Below are 20,602 nucleotides of genomic sequence, written 5' to 3' on the forward strand. Positions count from 1 at the left end.
AAAAAAATCCCCATCCCGCTTCGCCTAAGCGATACGAAATGAGGAAAAATGAAGATGTTCTCGGTTAAAGACTCGACTAATCTATTTATCCTTCGCTCTGAAAGCACTCGAGATGCGGCGTGCCGGATTCAGATGACTGTAATGCCGTCCATACGCAAAGTAAATGATCAATCCGATGATCAACCAAGCAAAAAACGTAATCCATGTCAGAACCGCAAGGCGTGTCATCAAGTATACACAACCCAACGCACTCAGAATCGGAATCAGTGGCACAAGTGGAACGCGGAATCCGCGTTTGAGATCCGGGTTATTTTTACGCAACACAATAATGCCCAGACTTACAACTGCAAAAGCAAACAACGTTCCGATGTTCGTAAGCTCCGCCAAATGTCCCAACGAAATGAACCCGGAGAACAGAGCCACGATAATGCCCGCAACCCATGTCCCTACAGCTGGTGTCTGACTCTTGCCACTAACTTTGGAAAAGACCGGAGACAGCAGTCCGTCACGAGACATGGAATAGAGCAAACGTGTCTGACCATACATCATGACCAGCAATACGGTCGTAATGCCGGCAATCGCTCCAAGAGATACAATCCAGGACAATCCCTTCAACTGGACAAATTCAAATGCAAACGCAACCGGATCACTTACATTCAACATGTTATACGGCACGATCCCTGTGAGGATCAACGATACAACAATGTAGAGAACAGTACAGATCGCCAGTGACGCAATAATCCCAATCGGCAAATCCCGTTGTGGCCGCTTAACCTCTTCTGCCGCAGTGGAGACCGCATCAAATCCGATGTAAGCAAAGAATACGGTTGCTGCTCCAGCTGTTACGCCTGAGATACCAAAAGGCAAAAATGGCTGCCAGTTGGTTGGCTCTACATAAAAGACACCTACACCAATAAAGATCAGCACGACAATAATCTTAATCGCAACCATAATTCCGTTCGCACGAGCAGCTTCCTTCACTCCTCGGGTAAGCAGGAAAGTAATAATTAACGTTATGACCGCAGCCATGATGTCAAAATAAGTCCCTTTTTCCGGGCTGAACGCACTCGTAAGCGCATGGGGTAACTCCAATCCAAATCCGGATAATAACGTTTGGAAATATCCAGACCATCCGCTGGCTACCGCTGCACTCGCGAATCCATACTCCAATATCAGATCCCATCCCAGAATCCAGGCAATCACTTCGCCAAAAGCCGTATAACTATACGTGTACGCACTACCCGATGCCGGTATGCTTGATGCAAATTCCGAGTAACACAATGCTGCAAATGCACATATGATACCTGCCAGCAAAAATGACAGTACAAGGCCCGGGCCAGCATACGTTGCGGCAGCTACACCGGTCAGCACAAAAATCCCGGTACCAATAATAGCTCCTACGCCAAGTGTGGTTAAGTCCAACGGACCAAGTGCCCGTTTCAATGCACTGTTGTTATCGCCCCCGGTGGCAATTGGTTTTTTACGAAATAATGAAGATCGTTGTTCGTTCTCACGCATAGTCATGTTCCTTTCGTCATGAATCTTGAATGTGCAATATGTGCTATGGATGTAGCAGAGATTGGATGGCTTCCCATCTGTTCTATGAAAAAGTCATTTGTTCTATCTTATCGATCACCTATAAAAACCTATCGAATTCTACACGTTATCGCGTTGCTTGGTTAAAATTATTTTTAAAGATCACTTATTTTGTTCTTTTTTCGCGAAAATTATCATGAACTGTTGCACGTGGATGAATATGAAAATGGATTTAAAACAAAACTGCGTATAATTTATATTATGCGCAGTTTTTATGAGCCTATTTTTACGTAAAAAATATCTTATATCCCTTGTTATCTGAAGTTAAGAGAAAGAGAGCTCTTTTCGTCTTTTTCTGCTGTCCCTTCCTACCTTATCCTGTCTAATTCGACGATATGCAGGCATGTAAAAGAGCCACATATCATTATGCGGCTCTTTATTTCTTACTATAGGTAGAGGTGTATATAAAAATACGAACTGACTTCATTTCAGGTTTTTATGAAAAAGTAAATTATGAAAAAGCGATTCTCTCCGCGTCCGACATCCGGTATTGGGATAACAAATAATCTTTGCTCTGCATCGCCGTATCCCGAATTGCGTCCAGATCAACATTCAACAGCTTACCCTCTCGCTTCACGAGTCTACCTGCCACAAAGACCGTATCCACATTGGATGGATTGGCAAATTGCACAACAGCGCCGATTGGATCATGAACGGGGAACATATTCAGATCGGTGGTACGAATCATGATCAGATCCGCTTCCTTCCCTGGGGTCAACGTACCCACCTTCTGCTCCAATCCCAATGCTTGGGCACCAGCTGAAGTAGCAAATCTCAGCACTTGGCTGGACTGCAAGTTCAACTCACCAGGCATCTCACCCTGCTGCAAAAGTTGTTCATTAGCTCTGGATCGTTCAGCCTGAAGTGCAAACTTCATCTGCGAGAACATATCTCCGCCTGTGGACGTCACTACATCTACACCAAGTGTAGGGGTTCCCCCATGTTCAAGAAAATAGCCGGTGGCTGGATATCCATGACCCATCATCATTTCAATCTCAGGTGTGACCGACAAGGAAGCGCCACTATCTGCCAGCATTTTGTATTCATCCATACCCATGGTGTTACCATGAACGATATTCACCCGTGGACTTAACAGTCCCGCTTCGTACAAGTGATTAATCGAGCGATCCACAGATCCCCAACTGCCAAATCCGGCATGCATGGAACAGATTGCATCCAGTTCTTGTGCTAGTTCGATCTCTTTCACGGTTGTATCCCAATGACTGAATTCTGGGCCACGAATGGCAAGCCCATAAGTAAGTAATTGATCCCGTGATGAAAAATAACGTTCTTTGACTCTTCTCACATCATTATTCGAATACGTGAGTTGACTATCCCGATTCCAGTAGTCCGTCTCACCAGGGACTCCATGAGCAAATACCGCCCGAATGCCAGCATCCTGAAGTCCGCGAATCAGTTCATCCGTATGGTCAGGGGAATACGGCATGCTCCAATCCATTACTGTCGTCACTCCTGCGTTAAGCGCTTCCAAGGAACCGAGCAGGTTGGCAATATAACTATCTTGTGGACGGAGCTTGCTTCCCATCGCACCATAATAGAGATTTTGCAAATAAACTGGTAACGACCAGTTGGTTCCCGCTGTTTTGACCAGTGATTCCCACATATGCCGATGCGTGTCCACCAGCCCAGGCATAATAATCATCGATGAAGCATCAATGACCTCCGCATCCGGAATATCCAGGTCGGGCTGGATCGCCATGATCAGCGAATCCTGAATCAGAACGTCCGCCCGCTTATACTGTCCAATTCGAGCATCCATCGACAACACACAGCCATTTTTCAACAGATAACTTGTCCGCACAAGACACATCTCCCATCTAATTTGGTTTGAAAGACGAACACATCCTGCTTACGAATCTGTACTGCTTCTGACTATTTTTTCGCTAGTATATATACATTATATAGTTATTGTTAGTATTTATCAATTTTGGGATTTGCGTTTCGCCCGAAATCTTCTAACCTTCATCAGATTGCCACACATCTTATCATCACAGTACTTCTGTGTTCTGCTTCGGGTATCATCATAGAACATCCAGCGACAATCCGAATTATCACAGACCCGAATCCTCCCCGCTTCTCCCTCCACCAAAGTCAAAGCAAAGTCAGCAGCCACCTCAGCCATAACCTGATGCCAATGTGCTTCTACAGTTACCAGTTGGAGTTTCAGTTCCTGATCAATTGTAGTCAAATTTCTTCTCACATGCCCTGCTTCCATAACGCCGTTCAACCATTGTTTTTCTATATCCGTTAGTGATGCTCCAGAAGACAACCGGGTTCCAAGAGCCATCAATTCTTTCCTGAAGTTTCTCATCGCCAACTCATCTTCCGGAGATGCAGGGACAGAGGCGTGAAGTTGCCATCGATCCAGAAAATCTTGCTGCCAGTTCGCCTTCCCGAGCCTGTCCTCCGATCGATCTCCCCCACGCCAGTCGTGATAATCGCTGTTTACAAAATCGGTCCATAACCTGTCCATATATACCTCCGTTCAGTGTAACCATCTAATTACATAAAGAAGGTTACAACTCATCTTTGATGTGTTATATTAAGTGTAACCTTATTAATCAGTTTTAGCTAGTTACATCACAAATCACAATTATACGCAAGGAGGAAAAGGCAATGACAAAAACAACAGCACTAGATGTGTTACTTATTCAAAAGGATGATACTTGGGATCAATGTAATTGGATTGTACCTTTGTCGAAATCCTTGGAGGGTCTTACAGCAGAACAAGCAGCCTGGATTCCACCTTCAGGGGGATTAAGCATCTGGCAGTTGGTTAACCATATGTATTATTACAACCATCGCTTATTATGTCGCATGCAAGGTAAGGAGCCTACCCTTCCTGCTGTAGACTCCAATGAATACACATTTGGGAATTCCGGAGATCCTACGGACGCAGTCGGATGGAATACACTGCTACAGGGTACAACTCGATTAGCCCAACAGTTGCGAGATCAATTAGCTGCACTACAAGAGTCAGATCTTGAAGCCGCATATATGGACTCCGAAGAGAAATGGGCACACGAACTGGCTCGCTGGGTACTCCATGATGCGTATCACGCAGGTCAAATCGTGCTCCTTCGCAGACAGCAAGGGAGCTGGAAAATCGTTTTCTAAAAAAAATGCTTGAACTGCTAGCGCTTACAGGAATAAGATGAACTTATTAATGTTACAGCTTGTTCAACACACTATATAATTGAATAGGATCTTCGGGGTAGGGTGCAATTCCCAACCGGCGGTGATGTTCTTCGGAACCAGCCCGCGACTCGCTAGTTGTTCTTAACGAAGGACATCTAGCGACTGACTTGGTGTGAATCCAAGGCCGACGGTACAGTCCGGATGAGAGAAGATCAACACATTGACATGCCGTTCACGGGAAGGCCTCTTTCCTGACGCATGTCCTTGGATGAGCCCCCGTTTATTTGGTATATACCAAAACGGGGGCTTTTGTCGATTTTGCCAACTGAAGATTCCGTGTTCTGACGAAGGAGTCCTGAATATGGAAAAGACATCAGCAGCATCACCTGTTTACCGCAAGGAACGAAGTAATACCGGATTCTGGCTTGTAGTTCTCGGCGCCGCCTTATGGGGTGTAGACCCACTCTTCCGCATTATTTTGCTAAACACGATGACATCCACGCAGATTGTACTGGTGGAACATATCATCGTCAGTCTTATTGCCATACCCGTGCTGTGGAAATTTCGGGCTGATCTGAAAAACCTGCGCGCTCGTCACTGGATTGCCGTGATCTTTATCTCATGGGGAGGATCAGCACTCGCAACGGTATTGTTCACCATGGCGCTTACACATAACGATCCGAATACGGTGCTATTATTGCAAAAAATGCAACCACTCTTCGCTATCGTGCTGGCTAAACTGTTATTGAAAGAAACATTACCACGTCGCTTCGGTGGATTGTTCTTCATAGCATTAGCAGGAACCTACCTGCTTACATTTGGCTTCACATTGCCATTAGGTAACTGGGACAACTGGATTCATGCTGGAAGCTTGTTATCCCTTGGGGCCGCTGCCTTATGGGGAGGTTCAACCGTTATGGGTCGATTGATGCTGGGGCAGGCGCGTTATGAAACGGTCACCTCCCTGCGCTTTGTCGTTGCTCTCCCGCTCCTGATCTTTATGACGTGGAACGAAGGTGCGGCATGGACGTTTCCATCCGGAACGGGTGAACAGACTGCTGTCATCCTCAACATTCTCGGTCAGGCATTGTTACCAGGTTTGCTCAGTCTTCTGTTGTATTACAAAGGTCTGTCGTCAACCAAAGCATCTGTTGCAACACTTGCAGAACTTAGCTTCCCGATGGCAGGTGTGTTGGTGAACTGGATTGCTTTCCGTACACTGATTACATGGGAGCAGCTGCTTGGTTTTATCCTGATCTGGGTGGCCCTCTTCGCCATTTCCAGACAACAGGAAAGATCATCAACTGCGGCCGATGCGGCTCCGAAGCTGCGTACAGAGTAAGTGGATTTATCTGAGGTTCACACATTAACCAATAGTCAAATATAAAAATAAAACCATTGCACATCACATTAGATGAGCAGTGGTTTTTTATTTCCATGACTCGATATTACTCCATCATTTTCTCAATTAGCAATATGAGCTATTAACCCTGTGCTTTATTTCTATATCGCAAATGCAAATGCCCCTCTTTTCCCTCTTCTCACATCGAATATCAAAATCATCGCGCTAAGTCTCTTCTATGTTTTGTCTTTTATCCAATCCGGTGGTACGATGACATATGGAATAAACAGATGAATTATATTCAGAGAGGAACGATTATGATGTCTTCATTCTCATATACCTCCTACGACGCCGTAGGTTTGGCTGAACTGATCCGATCCCGGGAAGTATCCCCGGTTGAAATGCTGGAAGCGGCGTTTGCACGCCTTGAAGAAGTGAATCCGCAACTTAATGCGGTTATTCGTACATATGAATCTCGCGCACGTGAGGAAGCCGGTTTGGTTCGCCCTGGAGAACAACCTTTTGCCGGTGTGCCCCTGCTCTTGAAAGATATTTCGCAATCCTTGGAAGGTGAATTTCTGACTTCAGGCTCCCGTTTGTTCAGCGAGCATCGTGCAATACGCAATTCCAATTTTGTCACTCGACTCCGTGATGCAGGCTTTATCTTCATAGGACATACCAATACGCCTGAATTTGGTTTGAAAAATATTACCGAGCCCCGTCTTCATGGTCCCACTCGCAATCCATGGAATATCAATCACTCCCCAGGTGGTTCAAGTGGTGGTGCCGCTGCCGCTGTAGCTTCAGGTATTGTTCCTCTTGCCGGAGCCAGTGACGGAGGAGGTTCGATTCGTATCCCGGCTTCCTTTAGCGGATTGTTTGGATTGAAGCCAACCCGCGGGCGCACACCTGTAGGACCGGGAGTTGGTCGTCAATGGCAAGGCGCATCGATTGATTTTGCCCTCTCTCGCTCGGTTCGGGACAGTGCTGCATTGCTTGATACGTTACAAGTCATTCAGCCCGAAGCTGCGTTCCATGCTCCACTCTTTCCAGGCAGTTACTTGGCTGATATGAGCTATCCACATCAACGCAAACTGAAAATTGCATACACAACGGATTCACCCGTGGGAACACCTGTCAGCGCAGAAGCCAAAGAGTCTGTATACAAACTCGTTCGCTGGTTGGAAGATCAAGGTCATCATGTTGAAGAAAAGCTGAGTCCGGTCAATGGAGTTCGGTTGATGGAGAATTATTACATGATGAACAGTGGTGAGATGGCCGCGATGATCTCTTCCATGGAACGATCCATGGGCCGGGCTCTGACCTCCGATGATATGGAGATCGAATCTTGGGTTCTGGCTGAAGCAGGCAAGAAGGTTTCCGCTGCGGAATTTGTACATAGCTTAGCTGAATGGGATGTAGCTGCAGCTCAGATGTCCACCTTATTTGAGCGTTATGACTTCTACGTCACACCCGTTAATGCTTTTCCTGCGCCTAAGATTGGTGAATTAACACCTCATGACGAACAGATCCGTAATCTGTTGCGAATTAGTGAATTGGACAAGACCCAGCAACAGCAACTCATCTATGAAATGTTTGAGCCAAGTCTTACGTTTACACCTTTCACCCAGCTTGCAAATCTGACAGGCCAGCCTGCGATAAGTGTACCTCTGCATATGACACCTGAAGGTTTGCCAATGGGTGTTCAAGTGATGGCAACCAAAGGACGCGAAGATTGGTTATTACATCTGGCTGCACAGCTTGAACAATCAGACCTCTGGATTGGGATGAAAGGTAATCCACTATTTCCAGCATAAAGACGTATTATGTGGTGTGTTAAATTTACCATTGGATGTTCCTGCCTGAGTACAGAGTGCATCGCCATAACAGTGCATGAAAGCTTCATCTGCTCCGCATACTGAAAGCAAACAGTAGCGGAGGAATGTGACAGATGAATACGAATCAGCGCCATAAACAGTCTTATCGTATCCCAGCCAAAACGGGTTATGCCTTGAAAGTAAGCAAAGGTTCTTTACTACGCATAACGGATTTGGAGGGACAGCAAGTCATTGATTTTGTGGCATACGATGCTACAGATGCTAACCATCGCTTGGACCCCGGCGTGACAATGGACGTATTGCGTACTTACCGAATTAAACCGGGACAGTTGGTGTATTCCAATCAATATCAACCTTTACTCAAGATTGTCCGTGACACCGTTGGGGTACATGATTTCTTCAACTCCGCTTGTCGTCCAGAGATGTATGAGGTGTTATACGACAAAAAGGATCACGCCAGTTGTTATCACAATCTGAACACGGCACTGGAACCCTTGGGGATTTTACCACCAGATCAACACTACCCATTTAACCTGTTTATGAAGTCCGTTGTAGACAGTGAAGGCAAAATTGATGTTGTAGCTCCCGACTCTCGAGCAGGTGATTATATCGAGATGGAGGCATTAATGGATCTCACAATTGGGCTCTCCGCCTGTCCTTGTGAAGAAAGCTCATGCAACGGCTACAACTGCACCCCAATTCAATTGGATGTGGAACTTTAACAGAATAACAAGGCCTTTACGCAATATGAGATAAAAGTAGTTTGTTCTAATTCACTCCTTGCGGGAATACGATGACTTGTACCCATTTTCTGTGACAACTGGTACAATTCATCGAACCCGTTAAGGAGTGAACGTGTTTATGTCTGTACTGTTCAGTTATATCATTCTGGGAATATCATTGTCCGCTCCAATTGGTCCGATTAACGCCGCCCAACTCGACCGTGGAGCCCGCCACGGTTTCATGCATGCCTGGATTCTAGGACTCGGCGCTATGTTTGCAGACTTGGTGTATATGCTGCTGATTTATTTTGGAGTTGCCCATTTTCTGGACACGCCGTTCATGCGCTCTTTTCTCTGGTCATTTGGCAGTTTTATTCTGATTTACACGGGAGTGGAAACGCTCTCGAAGCTGAAGCAAGGCATTCAAGGTACATCTACTGCGGAAGCGACTGTTCGGAAATCGTTTATATCCGGATTTTTGATGGCCCTGTCCAATCCACTGAATATTTTATTTTGGCTTGGGATCTACGGCTCTATTCTCGCGACAACTGTGAAGCATACGGACACGGCTCATTTGCTGCTCTACAGTTCAGGCATATTCATTGGTATTCTGGTGTGGGATGTCATTATGGCTGGCATGGCCAGTCGATTCCACAAACATAGCAGTGAGAATGTATTGCGCTGGATCTCTATCATTTCGGGAATCTGCCTGATCGGATTTGGTTTGTATTTTGGGTACGAAGCTGTACGTTCCATTTTTTTCTGACAACAAAATCAGGCTGGACAGTCACCCAACTTCCCCCACATTAATACTGTAACGGTATCATGTGGAATGGAGTTGGGAATCAATGGCGGAGCTGTATAGTGCCGACGAAATAAACACCTTGTTTGAGCGTCTTCCATCTTGGCAGCAGGACGCTTATTCGCAATTTGGTAAAATGATCGCCGACGAAGATAATACGTATCCATGTGTACCTGGACGAATGGGGTTTCTGTCAGGACATTTAAGGTATGGCTTTACGTGTGACCCCCGATCAGAACAGGCTGCCGAAGATATGGCGGATCTGCTTAGACAATATGGTCCTGTATCCAGAGACACCGGTCATTACGCTTCCATGGTGGTAATCTGTGAGACACCAAGCGATCTGAAAGATCACACAACGGTAGAGCAATATCAGACGTTATTCTGGCAAATGCTTAATCGGGTGACTTCACACGATACCGAGCCGTGGCCGGAACATATTTCAACGGATCCTCATGATTCAACATGGGAGTTTTGCTTTGGCGGAGAGCCTTACTTTTGTTTCTGTGCTACTCCTGCACATGAACTCCGAGCCAGCCGTCATTTTCCTTATCTGATGTTTGCTTTTCAACCGCGGTGGGTATTCGAATCCATTAATGACAACACCCCTCTTGGCCGTAAAATGAAAACCTTGATTCGCAAACGTCTCGCTGCGTATGATGCTGTACCTGCTCACCCTTCGCTGATGTGGTATGGTCAGCAGGATAATCTGGAATGGAAACAGTATTTCCTGCCTGATGATGAGCAGACACCTTCCAAATGTCCATTCATGCGGATGAAGCAAGCCCTAGGCAAGTTGACGAAATAATCTTAACGCACTCATTAATCTGTTGTACGACCTCCACAAAAGTTGCTGAGAGTTGCTTATGGTTTGGATGGCGCTGACTGCGGTGGTTTCGAGCCGCGTACCTTATGAACAACATACGTGATGATCCCAAGGAACACCAAAAGTCCCACACTTGCCAGCAGACCCGTTCTGCTGGCTTTTTCCATCGCTGTCCCAGCCACAGCAGCCACAATTAATACTATGGCAATCCACACTTTGATGCGATTCCACTTCACGGGCTTCATTTTCTTAATGTACGTGATGCAGATGAGTAGCCATGTATACATTAATACCAGACTACCTGCTGTCGTCACATATTCAAACAGACTCTTGGGCATCCATAATGCCATCAACGTAGACAGGAGTAATCCGGCCGCTGTGCAACACAATGCCTGAAGTGGCATGTCCTTTTTCCCCCAGGTCTTCGTGAACAGCTTTGGTGCATCTCCATCTTCTGCGAGTTTCACCAACATGGACGTAATGGCATATAACGAAGCCACCATCGTCGAGAATCCGGCTATAATCAGAATTCCATTGAGAATGTGGACCACAACGGTGAATCCAATAGTTGACATGGCTTTGACGAGCGGACTTTCATCTGGAGTTAACTGAGCTGAAGGCACAAGCAACAGGATCAACGCAATTGAAATCACATAGAGTGTACTCACCGATAACAGCATCACTCGACCTGATTTCACTGCATCTTTTGGTTCTTTCAGGTTAGCAGCCATCAAACCCATAACCTCGATCCCGGCAAAAGCAAAAAATGCATAGATGAAACCGGTCCATACCCCTTTACCTCCATGCGGGAACCATTCATTCTTCAATTGCTCTGGTGTCACTTTTACAGGTAACCAACCCAGACAAGCCGCTCCTGCTATAGCTATAAATGCAACCGTTGCAGCAAGTTTGATTACAGCAAGAATATTCTCCGTTTTGGTTAATCCCTTCGCTCCCAGTGCAGCAATGAACAGACCTATAGCGGCATAGATCGCGACAAATGCCCAAAGCGGAAACTTGGGAAACCAGAATTGAGAGAACAGCCCAAGTGCCGTTAATGAGCTGCCCATGATGAGCATTTCAGAGAACCAGTACATCCATCCACTACCAAAACCAGCCCAAGGTCCGAATGCTTCGCCCGCGTACGTTCGAAAAGCGCCTTCCTTAGGATCATCTGCGGTCATCTGTGCCAGCGCACCAAATACAAAGTAAGTACCTGCTGCCGCCAGCACCAACAATATAAGTACGGATATGCCGGCCCAATGGATCGCCAGACTGGTCCCTAGAAAAAATCCCGTTCCCAGTGTGCAACCCGCGCCAAACAAAGACAGGCTGACCCAACTTAGTTTTTCGTCGTCGTTTTTACGGTGTTGCTGACTTTTCATGAAGCTCCTCCTTCTGCCTTATCCCCTTACGATTTACAGGTCATGGAGGTTTTATGTCTGTATTGCCAAAAGAATTGTTATTGGTTTACATAATAATTAATATGTTAATATTATTCTGATAATGAATTTAAGCTGTATGCTTTTACGCATCATTCATAAAGATATATTCCCAATCCTATTTAAAATCCGCAAAAAAAGTATTGACTTAAATTGCTTAAAATGGTTTTCCTTTTAAACTTGGTGGTGCGTCAATGTGACTATATGAGAGATGGTAACTAGGGTGAGAAAATGATCTTTCTATTATGAATTTTTCATATGTTGAAATATTATAAAATAAGTCGTTATTTCTTTTGAATTGAACGTAGACTGCCTCTTTTTCGTATTTTTCGTATTATCTCAATAGCTTTATCGTTTTTTATAATTATAGTTGTTTTAAAGAAGGGCTAATTTCTAGGATTTTTCCTCTTTCATCCTCTTTTATCCTTTTTCACCTGTTTTCAGACTAGGCTGACGTATAGGCATAATTATCTAGTATTCTTAATAGTCTCTTTTCCAATCATTGTTGTGAATTTTTCATATGTTGAAAATATTTTATGTTGTCGTAAAAAAAGCCGCCATAATGGCGACTTCGCGAATATTTCCAAATTAAGTCCGGCCAGTCCAATCTGCTCCGGCGATTTCTTTCCATCGTGCTCTAATCTCATCATACAGTTCCTGCGGAAGTGGCCCTTTAGCCACAAGGTCGGCATTTTGCTGCCAGCGATTGGGCTTGGCTGTTCCTACAATAGCCGTATCTACACCTTCGGTACTTAGTGTAAATCGCAGTGCTGTCTCCACTGATGCCTGGGCATCTTCACCCAGAAAACCATAGTTAAGTTCGCTTAAGCGCTTCCAGTATATAAATGGATAAGCCTCTTCCGAAAGTGTTTCATACGTCCAGGCCGCATTGGCAATAGGTCTTTTCGCGATAACACCCATGTTTCTCTTTCTCGCCTCAGGCAACGTAAGATCAATTGCTTCCTGATCTGCGATATTTAATGAAGTCTCAAGGCTGTCAAATACTCCGGTCTGAATCGCATATAGCGCATCTGTTGTATCACCACTATATCCGATAAATCTGGTCTTTCCTGCTTCCTTGGCACGCTGTAGCACTTCGATTACTGCTCCTTGTCGGAGTACTTCTTCGGAGCAGCTATGCAAATGGATAACATCCACATAGTCCGTTTTCAGCCGCTTCAGACTACGGTCAATTGTTTGCTCCAGTACTTTGGCATCCCAATCCGGACCTTCGATCCCGGCAGCATGTCCACATTTGGTGAACAAATAGTAGTCATCACGTCGATGTGACAGCACCTCACCGATTAATTCCTCGCTGTCACCGTAACATTCAGCTGTGTCAATTACGTTTAATCCCGCATCCAGGGCACTATTCAGCAATGTCGCTACATCCGTTTTGGATACATTTTTGCCTATTTCCGCTCCGCCAAATCCAAGTGTACTTACGTTCATGCCAGTATTACCGTACTTGCGCGTTTCCATGGTTATCTTCCTCCAAGTTCAGTGAATTGGGTACAGATAAATAGAAATACAGATTAACTTTTTCCCTATGTTATTACCCAAGAGTTGGTTATGCCACCCACTTTTCCATTACAACCAACTTCATTTATTTAGAAGCCATAAATGGACATTCCACCGTCAACCAGTAACGTCTGACCCGTTATGTATCCGGCTGCATCCGATGCCAGGAACACGACCGGTCCTACCACTTCCTCCAGTTCTCCAACGCGCTGAAGCGGTGTGCGGCTTACAATTTCCTGCAAATACTGGGGATCATCCAGCAGTTTTTCAGTCAGAGGGGTTCGGAAATACCATGGCCCTACTGAATTGACACGGATTCCATACTTGCCCCATTCCAGTGCGAGCACTTTGGTCATATGAATTAACGCAGCTTTGGTCGCGCCATATACAACCCCTGTCCGCAAAGCCGTGTGACCGCCTACCGAAGAGATATTAATGATCTTCCCGGTCCCACGTTCTTTCATATGCTGACCCGCCAATTGCGAAGCGAAGAAAGCCGATTTTAAGTTTGTCTGCATGATGGTCTCCCACTGCTCGTCCGTCACTTCAAGTGCTGGAGTCCGTATGTTCATACCTGCGTTATTCACCAGAATGTCCAGACTACCCATCTCCGATATTGCCTCTTGAAACGTCTCTTCCATTTGTTCTCTTGATGTCACATCCGCCGTCAGAGCTAGCGCTTTACGCCCTGTCTGTTCATAGATATAGGCGGCTGTCTCCTCAATTTCTTTCATTGTTCGGGATACAAGTACAACGTCACTGCCTGACTGGGCAAGTCCAATCGCAATTGCTTTTCCGATCCCTCTCCCTGCACCTGTCACCAGTGCTGTCTGTCCATCGAGATGGAATGTGGGTACGTTCATATCACTCACTCCTTCATCAGATTTATAAGTTGAACTAAAGATTATTTACACTGACACTACGATGACAGAATAACCTTCCAATCGCTGTTATCCCCAGATTTTTTGATTCCCTTTTCTGAAGGGGAAAACCCGGGGATAAAGGCGAACGCTTCGCTTTTTCAGGTTTTTTCTGTCCTCTCCGTTATCGTGTAAATGATTAGTTCAACTTATATCGCAATCATGCAAATGCTTCTATATGTAGGTAAACCCTGATGGGAATCAGGTTACAAAATACTGGCTTGGATTGCCCAGTTCCGGATGGAACTTCTCTCGAAAACGGCCTCCGGTATAATCCCCTATAATTTTCCGCCAGAACGCTTGGGCAATGACATTGTTACGAACCTGGGTCACTTTCCATCTTCCTGGAAAACGTTTAAACAGCTCATAAGCTGCCCGAGTGCCCACCCCACTGCGCCGATATTTTTGCATTACAAAAAATTCAGTCAAATAGTAGTCGTTATCCTTACTTCCGGGCTCCAATTTCTCCACCAGAGCAAACCCTGCAGGTGCCCCATCACTTGTAATCAAAAAAGGAAACTTGCGGTCCTCTTCTGCCCAGAATGCCTCCAGACCGGGATATTCCGGAAAAATGCCGTTACTGTCTACATCAATATTCAGATATTTGGTAAAATCATATAGATAAAATTGCATTAAATGCCGAATCACCTGACTGCGTTCCCGGGGAACCAGTTCTATTTTCATATTCATCCGGTTCACCTCCTCTGCTCTACGTATACTGATTACTTTAAAGGTTTACGCGCCGAAGGGCAAGGAAGCATACCCTACTTACTGCCTGCTTTGGTGAACAAGCTGTGAGCATGTAAATTATGGTACACTAGAGCATAGAATACTAATTCATTAAATATTAATTTTATATGTTTTTCACATGGAGGTGTCGAACTTGACCAACGTGCAAAAAGAGATTGATCGACGCAAGCTGGATGACAAACTACCTTCCATGCCTTGGTTCGTTCAGCAATTCATGGACTACAAGCTGCCTGACCTGTCCCCCTCTACCCTGCTCGAATATCTGAGAGATTACGAAGCTTTCTTCGGTTGGTTGCGAGCAGAAGGGCTGTCCGAGGCAAGCTCTAATAAAGAAGTAACTTTGAAGGAACTGGAAGTCCTTCGCATGGATTCGGTTACCGCCTATAGGTTATTTCTCACAACCAAACGGGAAGGAACCAATTCCAGAATCACCGTCTCTCGCAAACTCTCTTCCCTTCGCTCCCTTTTTCATTACCTGAGCCAGATTGCGGAAGATGAAGACTTTTATCCTTTGCTGAAGCGGAACATTATGGCCAAAATCGAGATCAAGCGTACCCATAAACCCAAGGACACCGCTGCCAAACTCAAAGGTAAGATTCTGGAGGAAGAGGAACTGCTGGAATTTATCGGCTATATCCTTGAAGGTTACGCTGTTGATATGGAGAAGAACAAACAGGCACTGTACTCCCATGAAATCAACAAAGAACGGGACGCCTGTATTGCCAGCCTGATTCTGAATTCCGGCTTACGGGTGTCGGAAGTTGTGAACCTGAACGTCGATGATCTCGATCTGAACAACAAACTCCTGTATGTTTATCGTAAAGGTAACAATGATGAGACGTACAAAACACCCGTTTATTTCAGGGAACAAGCCAAGGACGAACTCGCAACTTATATGAACCTGCGGCAATCACGTTACCGTACGCCCAAGCGGGAGAAAGGTCTGTTCATTGCTTTGCGTAACGGAGATTCAGAAGGCAGTCGAATGACCAAAAGAGCGATTCAGGCCATGATCATGAAATACGCCAAGCGCTTTGGCAAACCCTACTTGACCGTGCACAAATTACGCCATTCATTTGCAACCGATTATTATTTGCAAAATGATATTTACAAAACGAAGGAGCAGCTTGGACACGCTTCTACGGAAACAACCGAGATCTATGCTCATCTTACCGACAAAACGATGTCCGAAGCCATCGAACGTCGTACTGATGACGGGATGTAACATCCCGAACAGAATAAAAGCAGCAAGCCACATCAAGGATTTCGATCCGAGAAAGGTCTGCTGCTTTTTTGTTTTTTTGCATCATTCAAGAAGAAAAGCATAAGTAGAAATGATTATAGTTTACATAATAAATATTACGTTATGTTTAAAAAAGAATCAATCACGCTCTCTATGCATTCAATCATGTGTAGCCACCATAATATCCCACTTCTTGACGTTTCCACGATTCGAATTCACGATTCTGCCTTCACTCGCTCTCAACCATCGCTAACAACGCTTTGGCTATATCCTCCGTTTCATGAACCGAGTACCATGTTATATCTCTGCTTACGGTGCTCCGCTCTATAAACTGCTCTGAAGGTAACCATGAGATCATACCCACTACCCCATCAAGCTGATCAACCAAGGTCAGATCTTTCTCTTCTCGAACCATCACGAATTTGGGATAAGAAGCATCCTTAAATCCTTCAATAACAATCCAATCATAACCGGACAGATGACTTAACATATCCTCCAGCTTGGTTGCCTGTCGCTCCATAATCGCAGTACGTTTTTCTGACATGACAACCACCGCCGAGGCCCCAGCCTCTCCAAATTGATACGAATCCGTTCCTTCTTGATCCATCTCAAAATGGTCATGTCCATCATGCTTAATCGCAGCTACCTTAAGTCCCAAGGAAGAAAAGTGCCCGATCAACGCGGCTGTCAGGGTTGTCTTGCCCGTGTTCTTGTATCCAACAATCTGTATGATATGTGGTTTTGTATCACTCATTGTAGTCATCTACCAACTACCTCACATGACCTGTGGGAAGTTTAATAATACGTACCTGCTCACCCGCAGGAATACCTTTTTTCTCAGGTGGAACAACAATCAGGCAATCACTGTCCTTAATGGTGATCATCACGCTGGATTCATCTACACGGGCGGCAGCCGGTATCGCGTACACCATGCCGTTGCGGATCTCTGTGCGTCCACGAACGAATCGTGTAAAATTGTTCACTTTGGTGTACTCTTCTTCCAAGATCGCAGTCCATTCTTCCAAATAAGGATGAGCATCCGCCTGCATGGAACGAATGGTTGGACGAACAAACAAACTAAAGCCCACAAAACAAGCCCCAGGGTTACCGGAAAGTGCAAATAGCAATTTATCTTTATATACAGCAGCTGTGGTCACACTGCCTGGTCGCATCGTCACTTTGTTAAACAACATCTCCACATGCTCTTCCAGCACAAGTTCGCCCATAATATCATAATCCCCGACGGATACACCACCTGTGGTCACCACGATATCATTATCTTGAATGGCTTCTTCCAGTTTGGCCCTTGCTGTATTCACATCGTCCGCAATAGAACCGTACATCACAGGCTCTCCACCTGCTTCAACAACCAGAGAGCGCAGCATGTAACTGTTGCTGTTTCGAATCCGACCTGGTTGCAATGGCTCATCTACATCAAGTAATTCCGTGCCGGTTGCGAATATCGCCACCTTTGGACGTTGAAATACGGGAACTTCTGCTATGCCAAAAGTAGCTAACACGGACTGCTCTCCTGCCCTGATGATCGTTCCTGCTTCGAGCAGTTGCTGTCCCTCTTGGACTTCCAGTCCAATTGGGGTGATGTTAGCACCCGACAATATGTGCCGTTTCAATGCAATCCATTGTTCTCCGTTCTCTACCTTGCTCTCGGTCATCTCCATCATGACTACCGCATCTGCACCTTCTGGAACCTGTGCACCGGTCATTATTCGAGCCGTCGTACCTGAAACAATGGTGTGGTCCGAGGTGTAGCCGCAAGGAATTTCATCAATTACTCGAAACCAAACTTGATGATCACTCGAAGCATCTATGGTATCTGTACTTATAATCGCGAATCCATCCATACCCGATCTCCGGAAGAATGGATACGGATGAGGTGCCTGAATGGTCTCTGCAAGTGTGCGGCCATGAGCAGATTCAAGATGAACTTTCTCTATGGAGCCAACAGTAACTCTTGCAGCTATTTTGGCCTGAGCATCCGGTACCTGTACAGCTGTACGATTGAATTTGGCAGTTGTCATATCATGTGAATGTGAGTTCATTTTCAAAAGTATTCTTACCTCCTAGAGACATAACATCTTTTAAGAAAGTGTAGCCCGAATACTGTAAGATAACAAGTGCATCACTTATTGAATCCTGTGACAAACTCTTATTTCTTACAGGTGTAACATTCCTTGACCTTTGTTCAACATGAAAGGCATCTTGTCTGCCCATAATATAATTGACAAAGGGAGGCGATGATCATGAGTAAACGATGTGAATTATGCGGAAGAGAACCTGTGAATACGACCGTTCATCATCTGACACCCAAAGAAATGGGAGGAACATTTCTGCCAACGGCCAACCTGTGCATCCCCTGTCACAAACAGATTCATTCGCTATACACTAATCGCGACATTGTAACGCTTGGACTCACGGACCTGCAATCCTTGAGACAGGATGAACGAATGATTCCATTTATCCGCTGGATTCGTAAACAGCCTGCTTCAACGATTCCCCGTGTGCGCAAATCCAATCATGTTCGAAAATCGTAAACCAAAAAGAACAGTTTCAAGGTCATGTGCCGACGAGGTGAATCCGCCTTCCCTTTTCACTGTTCTTAAATGAACTATGCGATTGGCAGCCATCCTTATGATTAGATGTTTATTATCTTCGCCTCTTAATTCGGCCGCCGCCCACTCTGGTTTTTGGTTTTTTGTAGGATTTCTTAGGTGAATCAAACAACCCGCCCAGGCCACCACTACTTTTGTTACGATCAATGGTTCCCTTGCTCTGATCCTTGTTGCGGTTGAATAATCCTCCGCCAGATCCCACGCTTGAATCTTTATCGCTTCCGCGCCTTGTAATCGTACCTTTCCGATCAACAGTAATAGGCGGAGCAAGCTTCTTGTCATTACTTGTTGGTGTACGATAAGATCCTGCACTCGGTTTATACGTATCTTTATTGGTATATCCTCGATAGTTGCCATAACCTCGCCCGCCAAAAGAATCGAACAGATTACCAATTAATGTAGCAGTGAGGTAACCTTGTAAAAAAGATGAATCGTAGTTCTGCCGAACATATTCCTTGGAGTCCACCTCAACCAATGTATCCTCCGGCTTGTTCGGGTCTTGTTGCAGGTGATAATACTCGTCCTGATACACGAGGAACATACGCTCTGTGTTCTCTGCCGAGATCTGATCCGGTTGCCGCTGGTCAGACAAATCCTGAGCCACTTCCGGAACGGTACGGTCCGAAGCCCGGTACACATAGGACGTTGAGTTACCACTCCCGTTAACCGATTCAAGCGGATATGTGTCCTGAACAGAAGGTGCTGCTCCGCACGCGGACAATAGAGACATCACAAGGCTGAGGACCAGCATTAATTTTAATCCATGTGCCAAGCGTTTTTTCATTGGAACCTCTCCTAGCTCGAACGAATCACTTTGATATCCGCAGGAAGAATGGACTCACCCTCATACAGTGTAAATCTTCTGTCTTGCCACTCCACCCGAAGAAGCATATTATCATCCGACTGATACTGCCATACCAATTGTTCTCCGGCCTGGCCATATGGAGTTCTACCTGCCGTTGATACCATGCCTCCATACTCTTCCTCCAGATGATATGCGCGTCCATCCAGGTCCAGCAATGTGGGCACCTCATCAGGTGCATCAAGCCTGCCATCAATTGGTGTATATAGAGCGTAACGTGTGAGTTCCCGTTCTTCGATATGCAAATATCGAAATGCGGTACCATCCTGCAGCGTGAGCACAACTGCATTTCGAGCACGATTTTGTACCCGACCAACAACTTCATAAGTGACCAGAGAAACCTCACAGATATCACCAGGTGCAAGCTGAAGCATCGTTTTCTCTGCCTGCGGTGGTTCAGGTTTCGTTAGTATTCCTTTAATTCGTTTCCATACACTCATGAGAATTACTCCTGTTCCTTATCTTATAAACAAGCTGCAATAATCAGTGCGCCCACGATATGTAAAGCGCCAGAGAACAACCCGTATCCTGTCTTCCCTTGCTGAATTCCCGTATCCAGATCCAGATTGGCCCATTTGCGAATCATAAAGTGTACAACACTCTCCAGAATCAACAAAATGATAAAGGATACAACGGAGACCAACAATGCTTCTCCAAGATGACCAGCCGTAGAAATGGACGTAGCGAGTACATACCCTTGTGCAAATAATTTCATCACCATACGTGTGGTTACTGCCATATTGCCAGCCTTAACTTCAGCAAAATCCTTATATTTCGTGAACAGTGAATCTACATACATCAAGACAAACAGCAAAACCGAACCAGAACCGGTCCAGACCAGCATCGCCAAAATATTCAAATCCATTTACACAGCCCCCACATATCAACATGAACCGCATTTAAAAGCGAAGGAGAAATACTCTTCTCCTCCGCTGGTTAACCCTGCTGA

At 45.4% G+C, this 20,602-nt stretch carries 20 protein-coding genes and 1 riboswitch; of the genes, 8 read left to right on the forward strand and 12 right to left on the reverse strand.

Annotated features, from left to right (window positions below; genetic code table 11):
* Nucleotides 1-81 precede the first annotated feature (81 nt).
* The 3 genes from V6669_RS17385 to V6669_RS17395 all read right to left on the reverse strand — a co-directional run bounded on the left by V6669_RS17385 (nt 82) and on the right by V6669_RS17395 (nt 4,090).
* The gene (locus V6669_RS17385; protein ID WP_338594980.1) at nt 82-1,518 is read right to left on the reverse strand and encodes an amino acid permease; all 1,437 of its coding nucleotides are present in this window, start codon (nt 1,516-1,518) and stop codon (nt 82-84) included.
* Between the two features lie 529 nt (nt 1,519-2,047).
* On the reverse strand, nt 2,048-3,427 hold the full coding sequence (locus tag V6669_RS17390; protein WP_338587184.1) for an amidohydrolase family protein: 1,380 nt from the start codon (nt 3,425-3,427) through the stop codon (nt 2,048-2,050).
* Nucleotides 3,428-3,538: 111 nt separating this feature from the next.
* On the reverse strand, nt 3,539-4,090 hold the full coding sequence (locus tag V6669_RS17395; protein WP_338587185.1) for a CGNR zinc finger domain-containing protein: 552 nt from the start codon (nt 4,088-4,090) through the stop codon (nt 3,539-3,541).
* Nucleotides 4,091-4,233: 143 nt separating this feature from the next.
* On the opposite strand from V6669_RS17395, the gene V6669_RS17400 reads away from it, so the two are divergent.
* The 6 genes from V6669_RS17400 to V6669_RS17425 all read left to right on the forward strand — a co-directional run bounded on the left by V6669_RS17400 (nt 4,234) and on the right by V6669_RS17425 (nt 10,267).
* Entirely contained in the window at nt 4,234-4,734 is a 501-nt protein-coding gene (locus V6669_RS17400; protein WP_338587187.1) for a DinB family protein, read from the forward strand.
* Between the two features lie 84 nt (nt 4,735-4,818).
* Nucleotides 4,819-4,972: riboswitch (FMN riboswitch) on the forward strand.
* Between the two features lie 144 nt (nt 4,973-5,116).
* The gene (locus V6669_RS17405; RefSeq protein ID WP_047843351.1) at nt 5,117-6,097 is read left to right on the forward strand and encodes a DMT family transporter; all 981 of its coding nucleotides are present in this window, start codon (nt 5,117-5,119) and stop codon (nt 6,095-6,097) included.
* 320 nt (nt 6,098-6,417) lie between these two features.
* A complete protein-coding gene (locus tag V6669_RS17410; RefSeq protein ID WP_338594982.1) occupies nt 6,418-7,914 on the forward strand; it encodes an amidase in 1,497 nt (498 codons plus the stop codon).
* Between the two features lie 134 nt (nt 7,915-8,048).
* Complete coding sequence (locus V6669_RS17415) at nt 8,049-8,657, forward strand: urea carboxylase-associated family protein (RefSeq protein ID WP_338587190.1); 609 nt, start codon at nt 8,049-8,051, stop codon at nt 8,655-8,657.
* Nucleotides 8,658-8,796: 139 nt separating this feature from the next.
* Nucleotides 8,797-9,423: a LysE family translocator gene (locus V6669_RS17420; RefSeq protein WP_017688112.1), complete on the forward strand. Its 627-nt coding sequence runs from the start codon at nt 8,797-8,799 to the stop codon at nt 9,421-9,423.
* 82 nt (nt 9,424-9,505) lie between these two features.
* The gene (locus V6669_RS17425) at nt 9,506-10,267 is read left to right on the forward strand and encodes a YqcI/YcgG family protein (RefSeq protein WP_338587192.1); all 762 of its coding nucleotides are present in this window, start codon (nt 9,506-9,508) and stop codon (nt 10,265-10,267) included.
* A gap of 56 nt (nt 10,268-10,323) precedes the next feature.
* Here the strand turns inward: V6669_RS17425 and V6669_RS17430 are convergent, their stop codons facing one another.
* The 4 genes from V6669_RS17430 to V6669_RS17445 all read right to left on the reverse strand — a co-directional run bounded on the left by V6669_RS17430 (nt 10,324) and on the right by V6669_RS17445 (nt 14,858).
* Nucleotides 10,324-11,670 (reverse strand): amino acid permease, encoded by a 1,347-nt coding sequence (locus V6669_RS17430; RefSeq protein WP_036673805.1) that lies wholly within the window; start codon nt 11,668-11,670, stop codon nt 10,324-10,326.
* 645 nt (nt 11,671-12,315) lie between these two features.
* Nucleotides 12,316-13,209, reverse strand: coding sequence for an aldo/keto reductase (locus V6669_RS17435; protein ID WP_338587195.1), 894 nt, complete (start codon nt 13,207-13,209; stop codon nt 12,316-12,318).
* 128 nt (nt 13,210-13,337) lie between these two features.
* Nucleotides 13,338-14,111: a glucose 1-dehydrogenase gene (locus V6669_RS17440; RefSeq protein WP_237174886.1), complete on the reverse strand. Its 774-nt coding sequence runs from the start codon at nt 14,109-14,111 to the stop codon at nt 13,338-13,340.
* A 258-nt stretch (nt 14,112-14,369) separates the two neighbouring features.
* Nucleotides 14,370-14,858: a GNAT family N-acetyltransferase gene (locus tag V6669_RS17445; protein ID WP_076250273.1), complete on the reverse strand. Its 489-nt coding sequence runs from the start codon at nt 14,856-14,858 to the stop codon at nt 14,370-14,372.
* 178 nt (nt 14,859-15,036) lie between these two features.
* Between V6669_RS17445 and xerS the strand changes: the two genes are divergently transcribed.
* A complete protein-coding gene (xerS, locus tag V6669_RS17450) occupies nt 15,037-16,143 on the forward strand; it encodes a tyrosine recombinase XerS (protein ID WP_338587199.1) in 1,107 nt (368 codons plus the stop codon).
* A 247-nt stretch (nt 16,144-16,390) separates the two neighbouring features.
* On the opposite strand, the gene mobB is transcribed toward xerS, so the two are convergent.
* A complete protein-coding gene (mobB, locus tag V6669_RS17455; RefSeq protein WP_338587200.1) occupies nt 16,391-16,924 on the reverse strand; it encodes a molybdopterin-guanine dinucleotide biosynthesis protein B in 534 nt (177 codons plus the stop codon).
* A gap of 7 nt (nt 16,925-16,931) precedes the next feature.
* Nucleotides 16,932-18,221, reverse strand: a complete 1,290-nt coding sequence (gene glp, locus V6669_RS17460) for a gephyrin-like molybdotransferase Glp (protein WP_338594984.1) — start codon at nt 18,219-18,221, stop codon at nt 16,932-16,934.
* Between the two features lie 201 nt (nt 18,222-18,422).
* Between glp and V6669_RS17465 the strand changes: the two genes are divergently transcribed.
* The gene (locus V6669_RS17465) at nt 18,423-18,713 is read left to right on the forward strand and encodes an HNH endonuclease (RefSeq protein WP_091029422.1); all 291 of its coding nucleotides are present in this window, start codon (nt 18,423-18,425) and stop codon (nt 18,711-18,713) included.
* 112 nt (nt 18,714-18,825) lie between these two features.
* Here V6669_RS17465 and V6669_RS17470 read toward each other — a convergent pair whose 3' ends face one another.
* Genes V6669_RS17470 through V6669_RS17480 form a run of 3 tightly spaced genes read right to left on the reverse strand, consistent with a single transcriptional unit; the run spans nt 18,826 to nt 20,518 of the window.
* Nucleotides 18,826-19,575, reverse strand: coding sequence for a DUF4247 domain-containing protein (locus tag V6669_RS17470; RefSeq protein WP_338587201.1), 750 nt, complete (start codon nt 19,573-19,575; stop codon nt 18,826-18,828).
* Nucleotides 19,576-19,586: 11 nt separating this feature from the next.
* Nucleotides 19,587-20,093: a DUF4178 domain-containing protein gene (locus V6669_RS17475; RefSeq protein WP_076317633.1), complete on the reverse strand. Its 507-nt coding sequence runs from the start codon at nt 20,091-20,093 to the stop codon at nt 19,587-19,589.
* 23 nt (nt 20,094-20,116) lie between these two features.
* On the reverse strand, nt 20,117-20,518 hold the full coding sequence (locus V6669_RS17480) for a DUF350 domain-containing protein (RefSeq protein WP_036613690.1): 402 nt from the start codon (nt 20,516-20,518) through the stop codon (nt 20,117-20,119).
* Nucleotides 20,519-20,602 lie beyond the last annotated feature (84 nt).

The sequence above is a fragment of the Paenibacillus sp. Y5S-9 genome (genome assembly GCF_036894235.1).
Lineage (GTDB): Bacteria > Bacillota > Bacilli > Paenibacillales > Paenibacillaceae > Paenibacillus.